Source organism: Litchfieldella rifensis (assembly GCF_042646605.1).
Lineage (GTDB): Bacteria > Pseudomonadota > Gammaproteobacteria > Pseudomonadales > Halomonadaceae > Litchfieldella > Litchfieldella rifensis.
In genome coordinates this window covers 380,518-401,343 of record NZ_JBHRUG010000031.1, presented here as the reverse complement: position 1 = coordinate 401,343, position 20,826 = coordinate 380,518, and the positions used below count along the sequence as shown (strand labels likewise).

General features: G+C 64.8%; 15 protein-coding genes. 7 read left to right on the top strand and 8 right to left on the bottom strand.

Features of this window, described 5'->3' with window-relative positions; all coding sequences use genetic code 11:
* Nucleotides 1-147: 147 nt before the first annotated feature.
* The 4 genes from ACFOEV_RS17645 to ACFOEV_RS17630 form a co-directional block, all read right to left on the bottom strand.
* Nucleotides 148-1,458, bottom strand: coding sequence for a DEAD/DEAH box helicase (locus ACFOEV_RS17645; RefSeq protein WP_386776194.1), 1,311 nt, complete (start codon nucleotides 1,456-1,458; stop codon nucleotides 148-150).
* Between the two features lie 186 nt (nucleotides 1,459-1,644).
* A complete protein-coding gene (locus ACFOEV_RS17640; RefSeq protein WP_386776193.1) occupies nucleotides 1,645-2,226 on the bottom strand; it encodes a PqiC family protein in 582 nt (193 codons plus the stop codon).
* 24 nt (nucleotides 2,227-2,250) lie between these two features.
* Entirely contained in the window at nucleotides 2,251-3,909 is a 1,659-nt protein-coding gene (gene pqiB / locus ACFOEV_RS17635; RefSeq protein ID WP_386776192.1) for an intermembrane transport protein PqiB, read from the bottom strand.
* The gene (locus tag ACFOEV_RS17630; protein ID WP_386776329.1) at nucleotides 3,906-5,204 is read right to left on the bottom strand and encodes a PqiA/YebS family transporter subunit; all 1,299 of its coding nucleotides are present in this window, start codon (nucleotides 5,202-5,204) and stop codon (nucleotides 3,906-3,908) included. The genes pqiB and ACFOEV_RS17630 overlap by 4 nt, the downstream gene beginning before the upstream one ends.
* A gap of 211 nt (nucleotides 5,205-5,415) precedes the next feature.
* Here ACFOEV_RS17630 and ACFOEV_RS17625 point away from each other — a divergent pair, with 211 nt between their 5' ends.
* From ACFOEV_RS17625 to ACFOEV_RS17600, 6 genes are all read left to right on the top strand, one after another.
* The gene (locus tag ACFOEV_RS17625) at nucleotides 5,416-6,405 is read left to right on the top strand and encodes a calcium/sodium antiporter (RefSeq protein ID WP_386776191.1); all 990 of its coding nucleotides are present in this window, start codon (nucleotides 5,416-5,418) and stop codon (nucleotides 6,403-6,405) included.
* 143 nt (nucleotides 6,406-6,548) lie between these two features.
* On the top strand, nucleotides 6,549-7,964 hold the full coding sequence (locus ACFOEV_RS17620) for a cytochrome ubiquinol oxidase subunit I (protein ID WP_386776190.1): 1,416 nt from the start codon (nucleotides 6,549-6,551) through the stop codon (nucleotides 7,962-7,964).
* 3 nt (nucleotides 7,965-7,967) lie between these two features.
* Nucleotides 7,968-8,969 (top strand): cytochrome d ubiquinol oxidase subunit II, encoded by a 1,002-nt coding sequence (gene cydB, locus ACFOEV_RS17615; protein ID WP_386776189.1) that lies wholly within the window; start codon nucleotides 7,968-7,970, stop codon nucleotides 8,967-8,969.
* Between the two features lie 4 nt (nucleotides 8,970-8,973).
* Nucleotides 8,974-10,695 (top strand): thiol reductant ABC exporter subunit CydD, encoded by a 1,722-nt coding sequence (gene cydD, locus ACFOEV_RS17610; protein WP_386776188.1) that lies wholly within the window; start codon nucleotides 8,974-8,976, stop codon nucleotides 10,693-10,695.
* Complete coding sequence (gene cydC, locus ACFOEV_RS17605; protein ID WP_386776187.1) at nucleotides 10,692-12,422, top strand: thiol reductant ABC exporter subunit CydC; 1,731 nt, start codon at nucleotides 10,692-10,694, stop codon at nucleotides 12,420-12,422. Before cydD ends, cydC begins: the two co-directional genes overlap by 4 nt.
* 246 nt (nucleotides 12,423-12,668) lie before the next feature.
* Nucleotides 12,669-13,673 (top strand): adenosine deaminase, encoded by a 1,005-nt coding sequence (locus tag ACFOEV_RS17600; RefSeq protein ID WP_386776186.1) that lies wholly within the window; start codon nucleotides 12,669-12,671, stop codon nucleotides 13,671-13,673.
* A gap of 91 nt (nucleotides 13,674-13,764) precedes the next feature.
* Here the strand turns inward: ACFOEV_RS17600 and guaD are convergent, their stop codons facing one another.
* Genes guaD through xdhA form a run of 4 tightly spaced genes read right to left on the bottom strand, consistent with a single transcriptional unit; the run spans nucleotide 13,765 to nucleotide 19,920 of the window.
* Nucleotides 13,765-15,108, bottom strand: coding sequence for a guanine deaminase (gene guaD, locus ACFOEV_RS17595; protein ID WP_386776185.1), 1,344 nt, complete (start codon nucleotides 15,106-15,108; stop codon nucleotides 13,765-13,767).
* 46 nt (nucleotides 15,109-15,154) lie between these two features.
* Nucleotides 15,155-16,051, bottom strand: coding sequence for a xanthine dehydrogenase accessory protein XdhC (gene xdhC / locus ACFOEV_RS17590; protein WP_386776184.1), 897 nt, complete (start codon nucleotides 16,049-16,051; stop codon nucleotides 15,155-15,157).
* On the bottom strand, nucleotides 16,038-18,464 hold the full coding sequence (gene xdhB, locus ACFOEV_RS17585) for a xanthine dehydrogenase molybdopterin binding subunit (protein WP_386776183.1): 2,427 nt from the start codon (nucleotides 18,462-18,464) through the stop codon (nucleotides 16,038-16,040). Before xdhB ends, xdhC begins: the two co-directional genes overlap by 14 nt.
* A complete protein-coding gene (gene xdhA, locus ACFOEV_RS17580; RefSeq protein WP_386776182.1) occupies nucleotides 18,448-19,920 on the bottom strand; it encodes a xanthine dehydrogenase small subunit in 1,473 nt (490 codons plus the stop codon). Before xdhA ends, xdhB begins: the two co-directional genes overlap by 17 nt.
* Nucleotides 19,921-20,113: 193 nt before the next feature.
* Here xdhA and ACFOEV_RS17575 point away from each other — a divergent pair, with 193 nt between their 5' ends.
* Nucleotides 20,114-20,746 carry a TetR/AcrR family transcriptional regulator gene (locus tag ACFOEV_RS17575; RefSeq protein ID WP_386776181.1) on the top strand — a complete coding sequence of 211 codons (633 nt, stop codon included), beginning with the start codon at nucleotides 20,114-20,116 and terminating at the stop codon, nucleotides 20,744-20,746.
* Nucleotides 20,747-20,826 lie beyond the last annotated feature (80 nt).

Sequence of the window (20,826 nt, the reverse complement as noted above, 5' to 3'; positions counted from 1 at the left end):
CCCCGAGGATGAGCCTTTGGTGCCATGGTGGTGGCCGGTTGGCTTCGCATTATGGGAATGATCTTACTCTCGGGATCAAGGGGCTGACAATCGAATCCAGAAGGGAGGAGTCCGCCGGTGGATCAGGCCCACCGGCGGCAGTGAGGGTCAGGCCTGCTGGGGACGACGGGCCCGCCGCCGACGGCGTGGGGCGTGTTGTTCGTTGTCGTTGCGGGCTTGGGAAGTGCCGTTCTGGCGGCGCTGGTCTTGTCCCTGGCCAGTGCCGGAACGGCCGCGACCGCCTTGGCCGCGACGGCCGTTCTCGATCGGCTCCGGCTTGGCATGAGGATCGGGTTCGAACCCCGGCTCGACATGCTTGTCCAGGTTGCGCTTGATCAGCCGTTCGATGCCACTCAACAGGCCGTGTTCATCGACGCATACCAGCGATACCGCTTGGCCTTCGCTGCCGGCGCGGCCGGTACGGCCGATACGGTGTACGTAGTCCTCGGCGACATTGGGTAACTCGAAGTTGACCACATGAGGCAGCTCGCTGATATCGAGGCCGCGGGCGGCGATATCGGTGGCCACCAGTACCTGCAGGCTACCGTCCTTGAACGCGGCCAATGCCTTGGTGCGCGCCGACTGGCTCTTGTTGCCATGAATCGCCATGGCCGGGATGTCCTGCTTGGACAGTTGCTCGGCCAGACGGTTGGCGCCGTGCTTGGTGCGGGTGAAGACCAGGACCTGGTACCACCGATGCTTGGTGATCAGGTGGGCCAGTAGCTCACGCTTCTTGTCACGGTCGACACGGTAGATAGCCTGGTCGACGGTCTCGGCGGTCGTGTTGCGTCGGGCGACCTCGATCATGGCCGGGTTGTCCAGCAAGCCGTTGGCCAATTGCTGGATCTCGTTGGAGAAGGTTGCCGAGAACAGCAGGTTCTGGCGCTTTGCCGGCAGCAGGCGCAACAGTTTCTTGATGTCGTGGATGAAGCCCATGTCGAGCATGCGATCGGCTTCGTCGAGCACGAGGGTCTCCACCTGCGACAGGTCGACGTGGCGCTGTTGGTGCAAGTCGAGCAGGCGGCCGGGGGTGGCGATCAGGATGTCGAGGCCGGGGCGAATGGCATCGACCTGCGGCTGTTGGCCGACACCGCCGAAGATGACATGCGAACGCAGCTTGAGATGGCGGCCATAGGCGCTGACGTTATCGCCGATCTGGGCGGCCAGTTCGCGGGTCGGGGTCAGCACCAAGGCACGGATCTGGCGTGCCTTGGGACGAGAGCCCTCCGCCAGGCGCTGCAGCAGTGGCAGGGTAAAGCCGGCGGTCTTGCCAGTGCCGGTCTGGGCGCTGGCCAGCAGATCGCCACCCTTGAGGACGGCAGGAATCGCCTGGCGCTGGATGGGGGTAGGGACGGTATAGCCTTGTTCTTCGACCGCGCGCAGCAGTTCGGCGCGCAGGCCAAGTTCGGAAAAGCTCATGCAAACTCCGGGAAATACGCATCCGCCGCTCGCCTCGATCGTGTGTAGGCGCGAGTCCCGGGCCAATGCGTGGAAAAGTCGATGACAGGCGCGGCAGGAGGGACCATGAATTGCCGCGGGCGCCCATCATGACAGAAAAGACTACCGAGCGCAGCAAAAGCCTCATGATCGTCGTCGCTGGCTCGCTTATCGCAGCTCGACGATGCGTTCGGCCAACCGGTCCGCAACCTTGTCCCAACTACGCCCCAGCGCCCTGACCAGGGCGGGGTAGCCATCGGCATCCAGTTCGGTCTCGGCGCTGAACGACTCCTGTGCCAGCAGTCGGCCGCGGGCATCACGCAACTGCCACTGACCGCCGGCGATCGCCAGGCCGTCATAGCGTCCCTGAAAGCGGTCGACCGTGAGGAGCAGCCTCAGGGAGTCGGTGTCGGCGACATCGTCACTCAGCACATGGGTATCCGGGAGACGGTTGGCCAGGCGCTGTCGCAGGCCACGCTCGAGTTGACGGCTCAGGTCTTCGGCCCACTGGTGTTCGCGTGCCTGGTTGAGGGTGATGTCGTCGAGTTGCAGCACGATGCCCTCGGCGTCCAGGTAGTCGGCGACCCGCAGCGGGCGTACCACTAGCGTATAAGGGGCCGAGGCCTTGCCTTCTGTGACCGAGTCGCTGCCCTCCGGCAGGGTGTAACGCGTGGCGGACGCTGGACTCGAAGCGCATCCCGTGACCAGTGACAGGGCGATGAGCAATCCCAGCAGGCGTATGGCTATCATGATGTCTCCTTGTGGTTCGCCGTCCTACGGCCGCGGGGCTCGGGGCTGCGGGTCTTCGCCGCTGCGACGATCGAAGATCAGAGCGTTGGGCTGATCGCTCAGGGTGCGTGCCACCGGTTGCAGGTCACGCATCAGGTTCTCCAGGCGTTGCATGGCGCGTGTCAGCTCCCGATAGGCGTCGGAATCCGGCGAAAAGCCCTCGAGTGTCTTGCGCAACTCGGTCATGGTGCGGTTCAGGTTCTCGGGCATGCCGCGGGTCGCCGGATCATCGAGCAGTGTCTGGAACGATTCGGTGAACTGGCGAACTTCGGCCAGCATGGCCTCGGATGTCGCCAGGTTGCGGTCCAGGCTGGCAAGGACCGGTTCGATTTCCAGGGCATTGAGCTTGTCGAGCAAGTTGGTGACCTGAGCCTCGATCTGGGCGAAGCCGCTGGACGTCGTGGGGAAGACCTTGCGGTTCTCGAAGGTTTCCGCGCGGTAGGACTCGGCCTGGTCGCGCTGGAAATTGAGGTCGACGAATAGCGCACCGGTGAGCAGGTTGCCAGCCTTGAGCGAGGCCCGCAAGCCAAGCCCGAACATACGCTCGAAGCGCTGCTCCCATTCCTCGAGCTCGACGGGGCCGTTGTCGCTGGCGATGCGCTGTGGCTCGATGCGAATCAGTACCGGAATCGCGAAGCGCTGGCGGGAGTCCGGCTGAGGAGCGCTGAAGCGCCAGGGCACGCTGGCCACGGTGCCCACCCGCACGCCGCGGAATTCCACCGGGGCCCCGCGCGACAGGCCGCGCACGGTGTCTTCGATCAACAGCACGTACTCCAGATAGCGATTGAAAGTGCCCTGACGGGCGCTGTCCTCGTCGGCATAGAGCGTGAAGGTGGTATCGGGTGCCACCGGGGCGCCACGAGGAACGTCCTCGAGATAGCCGAAGGTCACGCCGCCGCCCAGCAACGCTTCCAAGGATTCGATATTGACGCGAACCCCCTCGGTATCCAGGCGCATATCGATCCCGCTGGACGACCAGAATCGGGTGCTGTCGGTGATCAACGAGTCATAGGGGCTTTCGATGAACAGGCGGTGACGCATCTGGCGCGACTCGGTGTCGAATTGGGCTTCCTCCACGCGACCGACGGTATAACCCTGGTAGGTGACCGGGTCGCCGACGCGCAGTGAGTTGCCGAGTTGACTGACCAGGTTGAGACGGATGCCCTGGGCGCCGGCGGGGGCGACGGGCGGGTGGTCGAGCACGTTGAACTCACGCCTCTCGACATCGCTTTCGCCGGGTTGCAACTGGATATAGGCACCGGAAAGCACGGTCCCGAGGCCGCTGATGCCCTCGCGTCCGATGCGCGGCTTTACCACCCAGAAGCGACTATCCTCGACCAGCATGCGTTCGGCATCGGGGCTCATCCTGGCCGTGATCAGGGTATGGCTAAGGTCGTCGGAGAGCCGGACCTGCTCGACGCGACCGATTTCCACATTGCGCGATTTGATCAGGGTACTGCCAGCCTCGATGCCCTCGGCACTGGGCATGGTCAGGGTGATCTGCGGACCACGGCTGGTGATATTGTCGTAAACCAGCCACAGGCCAATCAGCGCGGCCACGATGGGCACGATCCAGATCGGCGACAGGCGCGTCTGTGGGCGCCGACTGGCGCGGTGAGTCGCGGGAGCCTGATCGTCGGTCATGTGGTCTTTCCTTGGTTATGGCGAAGGCGCTGAGTCCGGGGGGCGTCCCAGATCAGGCGGGGATCGAATGTCATGGCGGCGAGCATGGTCAGCACCACCACACTACCGAAGGCGAGTGCCGCTGGGCCTGGCGTGACCGACATCAGAGTGCCGGCACGAATCAGGGCCACCAGAATCGCCACCACGAAGACATCGACCATCGACCAGCGGCCGATGAACTCGGTCACTCGATAGAGCCGCGTACGGGCCTGGCCATTGAGTTCGTCGCTGCGATGAACGACCAGGCATAGCCAGGACAGGGCGATCAGCTTGCCCACCGGGACAAGGATGCTGGCCGTGAAGATCACGGCGGCGATGGGCCAGGAGCCCATCTGCCACAATTCGACGACACCGCCGATGATGGTCGATGGCTCGCTTTGGCCCAGCGAGGTGGTGGTCATGATCGGGTAGACATTGGCTGGAATATACATGACCGCTGCTGCGGCCAGTAGTGCCCAGGTGCGCTGGAGACTGTAAGGCAAGCGGGCGTGCAGGTGCTCTCCGCAACGTCGGCAATGTCCGTGGCCGTCGCGCCCGAGTCGGTTGACCAGGCCGCAGGTCGGGCAACCGGTCAGGCCCTGAGACGCGGCAGTCTGTCCGCTGTGGGTGCCTTCCGGGGCGCGGGGTTCGCCGGCGAGTGAGAACCACATCCAGTCGGCGTCGATGGACTGGGTGGTGGCCAGCAGCAGGATGGCGAAGGCGCAGAAGGCCCAGAAGGAAACCCCCAGTTCGAGCTGTGCCATGCCGGCAACCTTGATCAGGCTGACCAGCGCCCCGATGATGAAGACGTCGGCCATCATCCATGGATGCAGATGGGACAGCGAACGGGCGATGCCCCGGCTGATGGGCAGTGGATCGTCACGCAGCAGCCCGATCTGCAGCCAGATCACTCCCAGCAGGTAGACCGCTGGCAGCACGATGATGGTCAAGGCGACACCGATCGCGACGAGCGGTTGGTGAAAACCGATCAGGGTGGTCGCCGTCTGTGTCAGCTCGATACGGTTGCCGATCCCGCCTGCCTCGAAGCTGACGAAGGGGAAGGAGACCGCCAGCATCAGGGCGATCAGGGCGCTGACGGCCAGTGCCAGGCTGCGCTGGGCGGGCCGATAGTGGCGCTTGGCCAGGGTATGGCCGCAGCGTGGGCAATCGGCCCTTTCTCCAGGCCGCAGCGGCGGCAATGCCACGACCCAGTCGCATTCATGACAGGCGCGCAGGCGCCGCCGCGAGGTGTGTGTCGCGGGAGAGGCCAGGGTCATCCCCGTTGCGGTGGCTGGCCGGGAGCCATGTTCAGAGTCACGTTCGGACAAGTGATGATCCCGCAGTATTGGTCGAATACGACATCTGCATGTCATTATGCCGGTTGTTATTCTACATACAAACATTCATGCCTGAATGTTGGAGCTGCGCCGGCAGGTGGTCGCTCACGCAACAGGCTGGATAATCGCTGCTCAAAAGGAATGTCTGTCGATGCTGTTGTCCGTGGCTGCCGTCTTGGTGGGGTTGGTACTGCTGGTATGGAGTGCCGAACGTTTCGTCGAGGGTGCCGCTGCGTCGGCACGTCACTTGGGATTGTCGCCATTGTTGATCGGTATGCTGGTGATCGGCTTCGGTACCTCGGCACCCGAGTTGATGGTGTCGGCATTGGCGGCGGGACAGGGCAATCCCGGGCTGGCGCTGGGCAACGCCTATGGTTCCAATATTGCCAATATCGGCCTGATCCTGGGCCTGGTGGCGTTGCTCTCGCCACTGGCGGTGCATTCCCAGGTACTTCGTCAGGAGCTGCCATTGCTGGGAGTCGTCACCCTGCTGGCTGCCTGGCAACTGGGAGACGGCCTCATCAACCACACGGAAGCCGTCGTACTGCTGGTCGTGCTGGTTGCCTTCATTGGTTTCAGCATCTGGCGAGGGCGGCAGGCTGGCGCGGCCGAGGATCCCTTGGCCGGCGATACCGCCGAGAGTCTGGCGATCAAGCCGATGTCGCTGACCGCGGGGCTCTCGTGGACCCTGGTGGGGCTGGCGGTGTTGATCGTCAGCTCCCGGATTCTGGTCTGGGGGGCGGTGGCGATCGCGCAGCGCTTTGGCGTCAGTGATCTGATCATCGGTTTGACGGTGGTGGCGGTGGGCACGTCGCTTCCGGAGCTGGCCTCCTCGATCAGTGCGCTGCGACGCAATGAGCATGACCTGGTACTGGGCAATGTGGTCGGCTCCAACCTGTTCAATACGCTGGGAGTAGTGGGATTGGCTGGCGTCATCCACCCCATCGACGTTGGTGGCGAGGTGCTTGCCCGCGACTGGCCGATGATGGCGGCCATGACCTTGCTGATGGCAGCTTTCGCCATGGGGTGGCGAGGGCGTCAGGGACGGATCAATCGTCTGGAAGGCGCGACCTTGCTGTTGCTGTTCCTGGGATACACCACCTACCTGGTCAATACCGTGTTGCAGGCTCGTGGCATGTGATGCCCGGAAGCCCGGCTGCGGCAATCCACCGCAGCCTTTTACGGTGCAAGTGCGGCAACACGACACAGTCTAGCCGGGGTGCCATGGTTTCGCTTTCGGGTGTCTGCCAGTAGTCTGTTGGCTGAAGTCATCAGGAGTCGCTCATGGAGCTCGATCCGCTGTTACTGTCGCGAATCCAATTCGCTTTCGTGGTGTCCTTTCACGCGATATTCCCGGTGTTCACCATCGGGTTGGCTTCCTATCTCGCGGTGTTGAACGGTCTCTTCTACAAGACCGAGAATCCGGCCTGGGAGCGGCTGGCGATATTCTGGGCCAAGGTTTTTGCCGTCGTCTTCGGCATGGGCGTGGTGTCCGGCATCGTCATGTCCTTCCAGTTCGGTACCAACTGGAGCAACTTCTCCCTGGCGGCGGCGAACTTTCTCGGGCCGATGCTCAGCTACGAGGTGGTGACTGCCTTCTTCCTGGAAGCCGCATTCCTGGGGGTGCTGCTGTTCGGCCGCGGTAAAGTGCCCCAGGGCGTGCATCTCTTCGCCTCCATCATGGTCGCCACCGGCACCTTTATCTCCGCGTTCTGGATCCTGGCGGCCAATAGCTGGATGCAGACCCCGGTCGGCATGGAGCTGATCGACGGTCGCTTTCACGTGACCTCGTGGAGCGAGGCGATCTTCAATCCATCCTTCCCCTATCGTTTCGCACACATGGTGCTGGCCTCGTTTCTCACCGGCGGCTTTGTGGTGGCGGGCGTCAGCGCCTGGTATCTGCTCTTGGGGCGTGATGTGCCGGCCAACAAGAAGGCCCTGTCGATGTGCTTGTGGCTACTGCTGGTACTGGCGCCGACGCAGGCGGTGGTAGGCGACTTCCATGGCCTCAATACGCTGGAGCATCAGCCGACCAAGGTGGCGGCCATGGAGGGCAATTGGCAAACCCGGGAAGGGGCGCCACTGCTGCTGTTTGCCTGGCCGGATCAGGCGGCGCAGGAGAACCGCATCGAATTGGGCATTCCCCGCTTGGCCAGCCTGATTCTGACCCACGAGTTGGATGGTGTGGTGCCTGGCGTCAGTGAAATGCCGCCACAGGAGCAGCCGCCGGTATGGCTGGTGTTCTGGGCGTTCCGGGTGATGGTGGCGCTGGGCTTTCTGATGATTGCCGTGGCGGTGGCGGGTCTGTGGCTGCGTCGCGGCGGTCGCCTGTACGAGCACCGCGGTTATCTGCAATTGCTGCGGCTGATGAGCGTCACGCCCTTCATCGCCGTGTTGGCGGGGTGGATCGTCACCGAGACGGGACGGGCGCCCTGGCTGGTCTACGGCATCATGAACCAGGCCGAGGCGCTGACGCCGTCGCTGACCGGCGGCATGGCGCTGTTCACCCTGCTCGGTTATATGGCCGTTTATGGCGTGGTGTTCTGGGCCGGTGTCTATTACCTGACCCGGGTCGTGCGGGGCGGCATGTTGCCCGAGGAAGAAGATCGAATCGTCGACGAGGTGGAACGCGCCATGCGCCCCCTCTCCGCCTCGCATATACCCTTCGATGATGATGCCGGCCACCCGGTGAGGAGCTGAGCCATGGAAATGTTCGATCTGTCTCTGATCTGGGCCGTCATCATCGGTTTCGGGGTGATCATGTACGTGCTGATGGACGGCTTCGACCTGGGGGTGGGGATCCTGTTCCCCTTTGCCCCGGACGAGGAATCCCGTGACGTGATGATGAACTCGGTCGCCCCGGTGTGGGATGGCAACGAGACCTGGCTGGTGCTGGGCGGCGCCGGTCTGCTGGGGGCCTTCCCGCTGGTCTACTCGGTGTTCTTGCCGGCACTCTACATCGGGGTCTTCCTGATGTTGGCCGGGCTGATCTTTCGCGGTATCGCCTTCGAGTTTCGCTTCAAGTCGCGCAAGAACCGCCACTGGTGGAACCGTGCCTTCTGCTGGGGCTCGGCGGTGGCCGCCTTTGCTCAGGGGGCCGTGGTGGGCACCTATATCCAGGGTTTTGCGGTGGAGGACTTCGTCTACGTGGGGGGGGCGCTCGATTGGCTGACACCCTTTACCGTGATCACCGGCCTGGGGCTGATGGCCGGTTACGCGCTGCTCGGCGCCACCTGGCTGATCATGAAGTCCGAAGGCCATATCCAGGCCTGGGCCTATCGCATCACGCCGCCGCTACTGGTCGCGGTACTGGCGGTCTTCTTCATCATCAGCCTCTGGACCCCGTTCGTGGATACCAGCGTGCGTGATCGCTGGTTCGGTCATCTGCACCTGATCTGGATCTTCCCGTTCCTGGCCCTGGCCTGTGCGGCGCTGCTGTGGCGTGCCGTGAAGCAGCGCCGTGAGGGACAGCCCTTCATTGCCACCCTTGGCGTGTTCGTCTTCACCTACCTCGGCCTGGTGGTCAGCAAGTGGCCGGTGATCGTGCCACCGAACCACACCATCTGGGATGCCGCTTCGGCACCGGGATCGCAGCTCTTCCTGCTGCTCGGGATGCTGTTCGTGATCCCCATCGTGCTGGCCTATACCGCCTGGACCTACTGGGTGTTCCGCGGCAAGGTCAAGGTCGGCGAGGGCTATCATTGAGCCGATGTCGACGCCAATGGGTGACGATGGTGAACTGACCCCGCGGCGTTGGCTGGCCTCGCTGGCGACTCGCCAGCGCCGCTTGTTGCGTCTCGCCATGCTGGCCGGTTTTGCCGCCGGCGGGGCGACGATCGTCCAGATGTTGCTGTTGGCCTGGACCGTCAGTGCCGTGCTGGTCCGGAGCGCCGTGCCCAGCGAGTTGGCCGGGGCCTTCATGGCCATGGTGGCAACTGTCGCGTTTCGGGCGTTGGCCCAATGGGGACAGGAGGTCGCCGCTCAGGAGGCCAGCCTGCGCATTCGCTCGGCGGCCAGGTCGGCGCTTGTCGAGCGTCTCGAGGCGCTGGGGCCGGTGCGTCTGGCCGGGCGCCACAGTGCCGGCCTGGGCGGACAGTTGGTGGAGCAGGTCGAGGCACTGGATGGCTATTTCGCGCGTTTCCAGCCCCAACTGCGCCTGGCCGTGGCGCTACCGCTGGCGGTGCTACTGGTGGTGGTCTGGTTGGACTGGCTGGCGGCACTCTTTCTGTTGCTGTCGGCACCGCTGATTCCGCTGTTCATGGCACTGGTCGGGATCGGTGCGGAGCGGCTCAACCGACAACAGTTCGCCGCGATGAATCGTCTGGCGGGACAATTCCTCGACCGGGTTCGTGGGATCACCACACTGCAACTGTTCAATCGCACGTCCCAAGCTACCGACGAGGTCTTCGCTGCTGCCGACGATTATCGCCGTCGCAGTATGCGTATCCTGCGCCTGGCCTTCCTGTCCTCGGCGGTGCTCGAATTCTTCGCCTCGGTGGCCATTGCCGTGGTGGCGATCTATATCGGTTTCGGGTTGCTGGGATATATCGAATTCGGTCCCGCGCCACGGCTGACGCTGTTCAGTGGTCTCGCGGTGCTGTTGCTGGCACCGGAGTTCTTTCAGCCGCTGCGTACCCTGTCCCAGCACTATCACGATCGTGCCGCCGCATTGGGGGCCGCCGATGGCCTGGTGGCGCTGCTCGGCGAGCCGTTGCCGGATGCAGGTGGCGGAGTAAAGCCGGCAAGGATCGATGAAGCGGGCAAGCCGGCATCGATGATCGCCCTGCAAGGCGTCAGTGCTAGCCATCCCGGTCGCGGCCGTGTGTTGGGCCCCGTCGACCTCGAGGTGCCGGCCGGTACCTCGCTGGCCCTGGTCGGCCCATCGGGAGCAGGCAAGTCGACGTTGCTGCAGCTGATCGCCGGGTTCATCGGCCCTGAGACCGGTGAGGTGGCGGTGGACGCCGACGATGGAATCGCCTGGCTGGATCAGCGTCCGCTGCTGATCCAGGGCACGATCGCCGACAATCTGCGTCTGGCGGCTCCCGAGGCCAGTGAGATGCAGATGCGTACCGCGCTGGAGCGGGCCGGGCTAGGCGAGCTGATGGCACGCCTTCCCGAGGGGCTGGCGACACCCTTGGCGGAACGCGGAAGCGGTCTGTCCGGCGGCCAGGCGCAGCGCCTGGCGCTGGCGCGGGTCTTTCTGTCGCCGGCACGCCTGGTACTGCTGGACGAACCGACGGCGAGCCTCGATGAGGCATCCGAAGCGCGGGTGATCGAGGCCCTTCGCACACTGCTCGACGAGGGGCGCACCCTGGTGATCGCCACCCACCATCCGGCCTTGATGACGATGGCCGAGTGGGTCATGACCCTCGACGAGGGGCGGGTGGTGGCGCTCGATCCGGGACGAGGCGTGGCGGGAGGATGGTCATGACCTCGCTGCGCCGGTTGCATCGGGAGCTGGCTCCCTGGCTTCGGCTGCTGGCCCGGCGCCGTCGTCGTTTGATTCTCGGCACGCTGTTGCTGGTCATGACCGTGGCTTCCGCCATCGGTTTGCTGGCACTGTCGGGCTGGTTCATTACCGCCACGGCAGTGGCCGGCGCTCTGTTGGCGGCAGGGGGGGCGGCGAGCCTGGACGTCTATGTGCCCGGCGGCGGGATACGCCTGTTCGCCGTGATGCGTACCGTCTCGCGCTATCTCGAACGGCTCTATAACCACGACAGCGTGTTGCGGCTGCTGGCCGATCTGCGCGGCGGCATGTTTCAGGTGCTGGCGCGACTCGATGCCCAGGCGTTGTCACGGCGCCGCGCCAGCGAGTGGCTCAATCGTCTGACGGCGGATATCGATACCCTCGACAGCCTGTACCTGCGGCTATTGGCACCGCCCGCGGTGGCGCTGCTGGCGATTCTCGGTGCCGCGCTGCTGCTGGGTATCTTCGCACCGCGCGTCGGAACTGCCGTCGGGCTGGTGCTGCTGGGGCTGTGGTGTTGGCTGGTGCTGGGACAGGCGTGGCTGGGGATGGCAGCCAGCCAGCGGCGGGTGGCGACACTCGATCGCCTGCGCGCACACGCCATCGAACATCTGCAGGGACTCGCCGAGTTGCGTGCCTATGGCAGCCTGGGCAGGCACCGGGGTGAGATGGCCAGCGTGGAAACGAGCCTCTACCGCGACCAGCGCTATCTGGGACGTGTTGCGGCATCGGGCAATGCCCTGGTGGGGCTGGGCGTGAGTCTGGCCATGCTGTTGGCGCTGTGGCTGGCGGCGCAGGCATATGCGGCGGGCACCTTGACGGGGCCGTTGATGGTGATGATGCCATTGGCCGTGCTGGCGCTCGGCGAGGCCTTTGTCGGCCTGCCCGTGGCCTTCACCCAACTGGGCGCGACGCGTGCCGCGGCGCGTCGCCTCAATGCGCTGGGCCAATCGCGCAGCGCCATCGTCGAGTCCCCGGCACCACGTCTGGTCGGTGATGGCCCCGCCGAGCTGTGCCTGGAGGCGGTCAGCCTACGTTATCCCGGCGCGTTGACGCCGTCACTCGAAGAGGTTTCCCTGACGCTCGGCCGTGGCGAGCAACTGGCGCTGCTGGGGGCTTCCGGTGCCGGCAAGTCGAGCGTTGCCCTGCTTTTCGCCCGCCTGCTCGATCCGGACCGGGGACGTGTACGTCTCGACGGGGTGGACCTGCAAGAGCTGAAATTGGGCAGCCTGCGCTCGCGCATCGGTTATCTGACCCAGCGGGTCGAACTGTTCCATGACAGCATTGCGGCCAACCTGCGTCTGGCCAGGCCCGAGGCCAACGCGGCCGAACTGTGGCGAGTTCTGGAAGCGGTCGAGCTGGCCGATTGGGCTCGTGATCTGCCCAAGGGGCTGGAAACCTCGGTGGGCGAGGGCGGGCGCCAGCTATCCGGAGGGCAGGCGCGTCGCCTGGGCCTGGCTCGAGTGTTGCTTCTCGACGCTCCGGTGGTGATCCTCGACGAGCCTTTCACCGGGCTGGATCGCCCCTTGGCAAGACGCATTGCGACTCGCCTCGAGTCCTGGCTGGCCGGGCGCACGGTGCTCTATCTACTCCATCAGTTGGGCGATGAACAGGTCACCCCCGTAGGCATTCAGAGGAGCCTCCGGCTGGTAGCGGGGCGGCTGGAGTCAGTAGTGGAGCGGGAACAATAGCGTTCAGGAAAGACTGAACAAATGCCTACGCGGGCAAATCGCTGCGTTACGCGGTGCTGGTGCGCCAGCCCGGTCGGAATCCTCACATATACCCCATAGGCTCCGGTTCCTGTGCTCCGGGTGCCTTGCGCTTCACGCCGCTCGTCGATTTGTTCAGCGCTTCCTTAACTCACGGCAGCATCGTGCACTTTGCGCAAACGGTCAGATTGTCGCAGGATTAGTCAAAGTTCCGGCGTGGAGTGCCTTATGCAAGACTTCCTCAAGCGGCTGCCGAAGGCCGAACTGCACCTGCATATCGAGGGCTCGCTGGAGCCCGAGTTGATGTTCGCCCTGGCCGAACGCAACGGCATCGAGTTGCCCTATGCATCGGTGGACGAGGTGCGTGCCGCCTACGAATTCGAGGATCTGCAGTCGTTCCTGAATCTCTATTACCAGGGCATGGCCGTGTTACGCAGCGCCGACGACTTCTTCGACCTGGCCATGGACTACTTCCGCCGCGCCCATGCCGAGGGTGTGGTGCACGTGGAAATTTCCTTCGATCCCCAGGCGCACCTGGCGCGCGGGATCGAGCTGGGTGTCCAGATGGAAGGGCTGAGCCGTGCCCGGCGCCAGGCCGAACGTGAGTTGGACATGTCCACGGCGCTGATCATGAGTTTCCTGCGCGACCGTCCGGCGGACGAAGCGATGCGCGTGCTGGAGCAGGCCGCTCCCTACTGGGAAATGCTCGACGCCGTGGGACTCGACAGCGCCGAGTGCGGTCATCCGCCGTCGAAGTTCCGCGAGGTCTTCGCCCGCGCCATGACGTTGGGGATCCCGCGGGTGGCGCATGCCGGCGAGGAAGGGCCGCCGAGCTACATCCGCGAGGCGCTCGACCTGTTGGATGTCTGCCGTATCGACCACGGCGTGCGCTGCCTGGAGGATTCGGCATTGGTCGAACGGTTGCGTGAGGAGCGGATTCCGTTGACCGTCTGTCCGTTGTCCAACGTGCGACTGAAGGTGGTGGAGCATATCGACGATCATCCACTGCCGAAGCTGATGGATGCCGGTCTGCTGCTGACCCTGAACTCCGACGATCCGGCCTATTTCGGCGGGGGCGTGCTGGCCAATTATCTGGCCTGTCAGCGCGCCTTCGGCTGGTCGAAGGAGACCTTTGCCATCCTGGCACGCAATGCCATCGAGGTGGCGTTCCTGGACGATAGCCGCCGCCAGGCACTACGGGCCGAGCTCGACAGGGTGGTGATGGAAGCCTGATCGACGGGCGGCGTTCTCAAGCGCCGCGCGCAAAAAAGGGCGGCACGTCGATGACGGGCCGCCCAACAGCGCGAGGCAAAAGAGTAAAGAATCAGGCCAGTGGTGCCGGCGTCTGACGTCGGTGCACGCAGCGGCCGTTCGCCCAGGTAGCGAAGACGGTACGGTCGTCGCCCAGCATCATCAGCGCGAAGAGCTGCTCGGCGAGGTTGCGGGTACGGGCACTGCGCCGCTCCAGCAGCGGGGTAGCACGAGGGTCGAGCACCACGATGTCGGCCTCGGCGCCCGCGCGCAGGCTGCCGATATGAGCATCCAGGTGCAGGGCCCGGGCATTGCCCAGCGTCAGGCGGTAGAAGCCCTGCCAGGCAGTCAGCGGTTGACCGAGCAACTGACCGACCTGATAGGCGGCCTTGAGGGTGGCCAGTCCCGAGAGGTCGGTGCCACCGCCCACGTCGCTGGCCAGGGTGGTGTTCAGCCCCGCGTCGCGGCATGCCTGGCGATCGAACAACCCGCTGCCGAGGAACAGGTTGGAGGTCGGACAGAAGGCCACATTGGCGCCGGCCGCGGCGAGTCGATTGCGCATCTCCTGGGTCAGATGGATGCCATGCGCGAAGGTACTGCGTGGCCCGACCAGACCGTAGCGCTCATAGACGCCGAGGTAGTCCTGGCAATCCGGGAACAGCTCGGCGACCCAGGCGATCTCGCCCTGGTTCTCGGACAGGTGGGTCTGCAGGTGCAGGTCCGGGGCGTTGCGCAGGATGCCGCCGGTGGCGTCGAGTTGCGCCGCTGTCGAGGTCGGCGCGAAGCGTGGCGTCAGGGTGTAGCCCAGGCGGTCCTTGCCGTGCCAGTCGCCGATCAGCCGTTCGCTGTCGCGGATGCCGTCGGCGACCGTGTCGGTCAGCCCCTCGGGCGCGTTGCGGTCCATCAGCACCTTGCCGGCCAGCATGCGCAGGCCGCGTTGGCGCGCCGCGGCGAAGAAGGTGTCCACCGAGACCGGATGCGAGGTGCAGAACACCTGGGCGGTGGTGGTGCCGACGCGCAGTTGCTCGTCGAGAAAGGCCTCGGCGACGTTCTCGGCATGTGCCTGTTGGGCGAACCGGCACTCCTCGGGGAAGGTGTATTCGTTCAGCCAGTCGAGGAGCTGGCGACCATAGGAGGCCATGATGTCGAGCTGGACATAGTGCACATGGCTGTCGATGAAGCCGGGCATCATCAGCTTGCCCGAATAGTCCACCACCTCGATGCCTTGGGGAAGGCTTGGGGCCAGTTCACGGTAATCGCCGATGGCGCGAATATGGCCGCCTTCGATCCAGATGGCACCGTCTTCCAGATGCAGCACGCTGCCCGGGTCGGGGCTGTCGCCTTCGCCGGGGTCGTTGAGAAAGCTCAGGAGGGGGCCGCGCAGCACGTGCGTGCGCTGTTGTTGAGCCTCGGTCATGGATTTCTCCGAAAAAGTCGTTGGCGGTGTGACCGCTTTGTCGTTATCAGGATGCGGCGTCCCGGGGATTCGGTGCCGAGAAGGCGTCTCGCAATGTCTCGGGGGAGACGCCACGGCGATCGTCCTGGTCGGTGGCCGGTTTGAGGGTCAGCAGTTCCGCGACCACCGCTACCGCGATCTCGTAGGGCCGTTTGCCCTTGGCGCCGGGGATGCCGATCGGGCAACGCACCCGCGCATCGAGGGTCGCCTGGTCGTGGCCGGCGTCGCGCAGGCGGCGCTGGAAGCTGGCCCACTTGCTGTCGGAACCGATCAGGCCGATGGAGGCGCAGTCGCCGCGCTTGAGCAGCGCGTCGACCAACTGACGATCCTCGCCATGATCGTGCGTCATCACCAGGGCATGGCTGCCCGCCGGCAGCGAGGCCACGGCGGCTTCGATGTCCGGGCCCTCCGGCCCCGTTTCGACCCGCCGACAGCTCAGCCGCGGCTGTGACTCGCTACCCGCGGGGAAGGCGTCTGCGCGGCTGTCGAACCACAGCACACGCCACGGCAGCGGGGCCAGCAATCCCACCAGGGCCTGACCGACATGGCCGGCGCCAAACAGCGCGACGCACATATCGGCACCACCGAAGACCTCGATCAGCACATGCACATAGCCACCGCAACACTGCCCGCTGCGCCCGCCCAGCGGAAAGGCTTCCAGGTGCGGTCCGCCGTCACCCCGTTCGAGGGCCTCTCGGGCCGCGGCGATCACTTGGAATTCGAAGGTGCCGCCGCCCAGGGTGTCGTAGACGGCCTCGGCGGTGATCACCATCTTGGCGCCGGGCTCGCGTGGTGTGGAGCCCGCTGTCCCGACCACGCTGGCCAGGGCGTGTGGGCGGGCCTCCCGCTGCAGGTGATGCAGTGCCGCGTGCCAGGGGAGTGGCTGTGACTCAGACCAGGTCATCGCTGGTTTCTTCCACGTTGGTGGTGGTCATCTGGCGCTGGCGCAGGGCTTCGGCGGCCATCAGTACCCGTTCCGGTGTGGCCGGGGTGTCGAGCCGTGGGGACTCGCGATAGCCGGTCAGGCTGGCCAGCGCATCGCGCAGTGCCGACCACACCGACATGCCAAGCATGAAGGGCGGTTCGCCCACCGCCTTGGAACGGTAGATGCTGGCCTGGGAGTTGGGATGGCCCTGCATCAAGGCGACGTTGAACACCGGCGGCAGATCGCCGAAGGCCGGGATCTTGTAGGTTGCCGGGCCATCCGAAACCAGGCGACCCGCTTCGTTCCACTTGAGCTCTTCACTGGTCAGCCAGCCCATGCCCTGGATGAAACCGCCCTCGATCTGGCCGATGTCGATGGCCGGATTCAGGGAGTCGCCGACGTCGTGCAGGATATCGGCACGAGTCAGCTGATATTCGCCGGAGAGGGTGTCGACGCTGACCTCACTCACGGCGGCACCATGGGCATAGTAGTAGAAGGGCCGGCCCTTGCCGGTCTCGCGGTCATAGTGGATCAGCGGCGTGGAGTAGAAGCCCTTGGCCGAGAGTGAGATACGTCCCAGGTAGGCGGCCTGCACCAGTTCCCCCCAAGGAATGCGCTTGACATCGGAACCATGACCGACGACCAGTGCACCATTCTCGAGACGCATGCCTTCGCGGTCGAGCCCGCCCTGATCCTTGAAGAAATGCTCGGCGGCGAAGTCGAACAGCCGTTCGCGGATCTGGCTGGCGGCATCGCGAGCCGCCTGGCCATTGAGGTCGGCACCGCTCGAGGCCGCGGTGGGCGAAGTATTGGGCACCTTGTCGGTACGCGTGGCGGTGATCCGTACCCGTTCCAGATCCAGCCCCAGTTCGCGCGCCACCACCTGGCAGACCTTGGTGTGCAGGCCCTGGCCCATCTCGGTACCGCCGTGGTTGATCATCACGCTGCCGTCGGTATAGACGTGCAGCAGGGCGCCGGCCTGGTTGAGGTGCTTGGCGGTGAAGGAGATGCCGAACTTCACCGGGGTCAGGGCCAGCCCCTTCTTGATGACCGGGCTCCTGGCATTGAAATTGGCGATCGCCTGGCGGCGTGCCCAGTAGTCGCTGCTCTGCTCGAGCTGGGCGACGATGTCGTGAAGAAGATCGAGTTGTTCGACCTGCTGACCGTAGTGGGTCACGTCGCGCCCAGGACGATACAGGTTGCGCTTGCGCACCGTCAGCGGGTCTTCGCCGATCCGGCGCGCGATATCGTCCATGGCGGCCTCGATGATCATCATGCCCTGGGGACCACCGAAACCGCGGAAGGCGGTGTTGGAGGCGGTATGGGTCCGGGCGCGATGGCCGGTGACCCGCGCCTGGCCCAGTGAATAGGCGTTGTCGGCGTGGAACATGGCTCGGTCGACGATCGCTTCGGACAGGTCCGGAGAATAGCCGCAGTTGCCGATCACGGTGATGTCGCCGCCCAGCAGCACCCCCTCGTCATCGAAGCCGAGACGGTAGCGGTTATGGAAGGGGTGCCGCTTGCCGGTGACGCGCATGTCCTCGGCGCGCGGCAGGCGGATCCGCGCCGGGCGCCCGGTGCGCCGGGCGATGATGGCGGCGATGCAAGCCCAGGGCGAGGCCTGGGTTTCCTTGCCGCCGAAGCCGCCCCCCATACGGCGCATTTCCACGGTCACCGCATGGAAGGGGATATCCAGAACCTCGGCGACCAGCTTCTGGGTTTCGCTGGGGTGCTGGTTGGAGGTATACACCATCACCCCTTCGTCTTCGGTAGGGGTGACCAGGCAAGCCTGGCCCTCCAGGTAGAAGTGTTCCTGGCCGCCGACGAACTGTTCGCTTTCCAGTACGTGCGGGGCGCCGTCGAGCGCTTGCTGCCAGTCGCCGCTTTCCTGGACATGGGTGGGGCGCACGAACTCGCCGCGCTCGGCGGCCGCCACCGGATCGAGGCTGGCCGGCTGCTCGTCGATCTCGACGATGGCTTCCTTCACCGCCAGTCGGGCCGCCTTGTGGCTGGTGGCCGCGACCGCGAACAGGCATTGGCCGACATAGCTGATCTCGTCGTCGACGAAGATCGGGTCGCCAGGGAACACCGGGCCGATATCGGTATGGCCGGGCACGTCGACGATGGTGATCACGTCGACCACTCCCGGGGCTGCCTTGACCTTTTCCAGGTCCAGGCGGGTCAAGCGGCCATGCGCAACCGGCGACAGGCCCAGGGCGATATGCACGGCATCGGCCGGTGCGGCAATATCGTCGATATAGGCGGCGCGGCCGGTGACATGCTTGATGGCACTCTCGTGAGCGCGTGCACTGCCCGCGGCACCACCATCTCGCGCGGTCGCTTGGCGGCGGTTCCGAGATGAGTCCTGGGGAATGTCAGTGAGCGTACGCATCGAGGGTCACCTCCGCATCGGTGCTGTTGTTGGATGCCGCAATCATGAGGCGCAGGCGTTCGAGCAGGTTGCCGGCAGCCACTTGGCGGTATTCGGCTCCGCCCCTGACATCGGTCATGGGCTGGAATTCGTCGCGCAACGCGCGTTTGGCCGCCTCGAAGGCCGCGACGGTAGGCGGCTGACCTTCCAGCGCCCTTTCCGCATGTGGGGCACGGCGCGGAATCGCCGCCATGCCGCCGAAGGCCAGGTGGACATCACGCATCGCCCCGTCCTCGAGGCGCCAGGCAAAGGCCGCCAGGACGGCGGAAATATCGTCCTCCCTACGCTTCGACAGTTTCCAGACCTTGAGATTCTGTCCGGCTGCCGGGCGCGGCAGGAAGATGGCACGGATGAATTCGTCGGCCTCGAGGGCTGTCTGCTTGTAGTCGAGGAAGAACTCATCCAGCGGTAATTCGCGCTCGCCGGCGGGCCCGTCGAGTGCCACGCGGGCGTCGAGGGCCAGCAGCACCGGCGGGGTGTCGCCGATGGGCGAGGCGTTGGCCACGTTGCCGCCGAGCGTGCCGCGGTTGCGGATCTGCGACGACGCGAAACGGTGCATCAGATGGGCGAAGGCCGGGTAGTGCGCCTGGAAAAGCGGCTCCAGGCGCGAGTAGGTCACGGCGGCACCGATCCACCAGCCGTCCTCGGCTTCTTCGATCGTGTTGAGCTCGGCGACCTGACGTACATCGATCAGGTCGTCCAGGGCCTTCAACTGCTGAGTGGTTTCCAGCCACAGGTCGGTGGCGCCGGCAACCAGGCGGGCCCGCGGACGAGCGCGCTTGAGTTCACGCAGGGTGGCCAGATCGCGTGGTGCGGTGAAGTGTCCCTGGGCGGCGAGCTCGGGAGTCGTGGCAGCACTGCGCCGCAACTCGGCGACATTGGTTGCCAGATCCGGATCGTCGGCCCAGGTGGGATGGGTGTCGGGGTAATCGTCCATCGTCAGGGCGGCATCGCGAATCGGCCGATAGCCGGTGCAGCGGCAGAGATTGCCACCCAGCGCGGCTTCCAGCCGTTCCTGGGTCAGTGGTGCGGGGCGGCGACGTTGTTCTTCATGCAAGGTGAACAGCGACATCACGATGCCCGGCGTGCAGAAGCCGCATTGGCTGCCATGACACCCGACCATCGCCGCCTGCGCGGGGTGCAGGGCATCGCCGCGAGACAGGCCCTCGACGGTGACCAGGTGGCAGCCATTGAGCTGATACGCCGGGGTAATGCAGGCATTGGCGGACTGGTAGCGCAACTCGCCGCTGGCGTCGGGCTCGCCAATGGAGACGGTGCAGGCGCCGCAGTCGCCGGAAGCGCAGCCTTCCTTGGTGCCGGTCTGGCCGAGGTGTGTCCTCAGCAGTTCCAGAATGCTGGTGTCGGGGGTAATGTCGGCGCATTGCCGACGTTTGCCGTTGAGATAGAAGTCGATCATCGCAGAATCCGCTGTTTGTTATGCTGTCGCCAGGGTGTTGTCCAGGTATCGCTTCCTTTGACCATTTGGTCAACTTCCATAAAGCGTGGCTCAAAGTGACGCCGAGTGCAAGGGGGATCGTCATGTTTTTGTCCCATTGCAGCCCGGCGGTGGCTGCGGCAAGCTTGAGGCTTTCCACTCAAGGGCTTGAGTTATGACATCGATGAGCACGCCCGATGCGACACGCACGCGGCTGCGTAACGAAAAGGCGATTCTCGAGGCGGCGGAACGTGTGTTTGCCCAGCATGGGTACCGGGGAGCCAGCGTGCAGGCGATCGCCGAGGTCGCCGGTCTGCCGAAATCCAACGTGCTCTATTACGTGGGTAGCAAGAAACAGCTCTACATCGCGCTTCTCGAACGCATGGTGACGCGTTGGAACGCGACGCTGGACGATATCAGCGTCGAGGACGATCCTGCGCAAGTGCTCGAGGCCTTCATTCGCAGCAAGATGCAATTGACCAAGGAGCATCCCCAGGGGTCGCGGTTGTTCGCCGCCGAGATTCTCGGCGGCGCGCCTTTTCTGCAGGAGTACCTGCATGGCGAGTTGCGCGAATGGGTCCGGGCCCGTGCCAGAGTCTTCGAGCAGTGGGCCGAACGTGGCCTGATGGACCCGGTCGATCCGGTGTGGTTGATCTTCCTGATCTGGTCGGCGACACAGCACTATGCCGATTTCGAGTCCCAGGTACTGGGCATTACCAACCGTGAGACACTGAGCGACGAGGACTATCGGCGGATCACCGACTTCCTGTGCCGGGTGATCCTCAAGGGTTGTGGCGTTCGTCCATAGTTTGTATACAAATACCATCCAAAATGATGGCCAATTTTCCCGCAACATGCGATGGTGAGGGAAAACGACGGAGTCGCGGG

Bases quoted from the DNA above. Each gene is read 5' to 3' on its own strand.
- ACFOEV_RS17645 (WP_386776194.1), bottom strand. From the start codon at position 1,458: ATGAGCTTTTCCGAACTTGGCCTGCGCGCCGAACTGCTGCGCGCGGTC.
- ACFOEV_RS17640 (WP_386776193.1), bottom strand. From the start codon at position 2,226: ATGATAGCCATACGCCTGCTGGGATTGCTCATCGCCCTGTCACTGGTC.
- pqiB (WP_386776192.1), bottom strand. From the start codon at position 3,909: ATGACCGACGATCAGGCTCCCGCGACTCACCGCGCCAGTCGGCGCCCA.
- ACFOEV_RS17630 (WP_386776329.1), bottom strand. From the start codon at position 5,204: ATGACCCTGGCCTCTCCCGCGACACACACCTCGCGGCGGCGCCTGCGC.
- ACFOEV_RS17625 (WP_386776191.1), top strand. From the start codon at position 5,416: ATGCTGTTGTCCGTGGCTGCCGTCTTGGTGGGGTTGGTACTGCTGGTA.
- ACFOEV_RS17620 (WP_386776190.1), top strand. From the start codon at position 6,549: ATGGAGCTCGATCCGCTGTTACTGTCGCGAATCCAATTCGCTTTCGTG.
- cydB (WP_386776189.1), top strand. From the start codon at position 7,968: ATGGAAATGTTCGATCTGTCTCTGATCTGGGCCGTCATCATCGGTTTC.
- cydD (WP_386776188.1), top strand. From the start codon at position 8,974: ATGTCGACGCCAATGGGTGACGATGGTGAACTGACCCCGCGGCGTTGG.
- cydC (WP_386776187.1), top strand. From the start codon at position 10,692: ATGACCTCGCTGCGCCGGTTGCATCGGGAGCTGGCTCCCTGGCTTCGG.
- ACFOEV_RS17600 (WP_386776186.1), top strand. From the start codon at position 12,669: ATGCAAGACTTCCTCAAGCGGCTGCCGAAGGCCGAACTGCACCTGCAT.
- guaD (WP_386776185.1), bottom strand. From the start codon at position 15,108: ATGACCGAGGCTCAACAACAGCGCACGCACGTGCTGCGCGGCCCCCTC.
- xdhC (WP_386776184.1), bottom strand. From the start codon at position 16,051: ATGACCTGGTCTGAGTCACAGCCACTCCCCTGGCACGCGGCACTGCAT.
- xdhB (WP_386776183.1), bottom strand. From the start codon at position 18,464: ATGCGTACGCTCACTGACATTCCCCAGGACTCATCTCGGAACCGCCGC.
- xdhA (WP_386776182.1), bottom strand. From the start codon at position 19,920: ATGATCGACTTCTATCTCAACGGCAAACGTCGGCAATGCGCCGACATT.
- ACFOEV_RS17575 (WP_386776181.1), top strand. From the start codon at position 20,114: ATGACATCGATGAGCACGCCCGATGCGACACGCACGCGGCTGCGTAAC.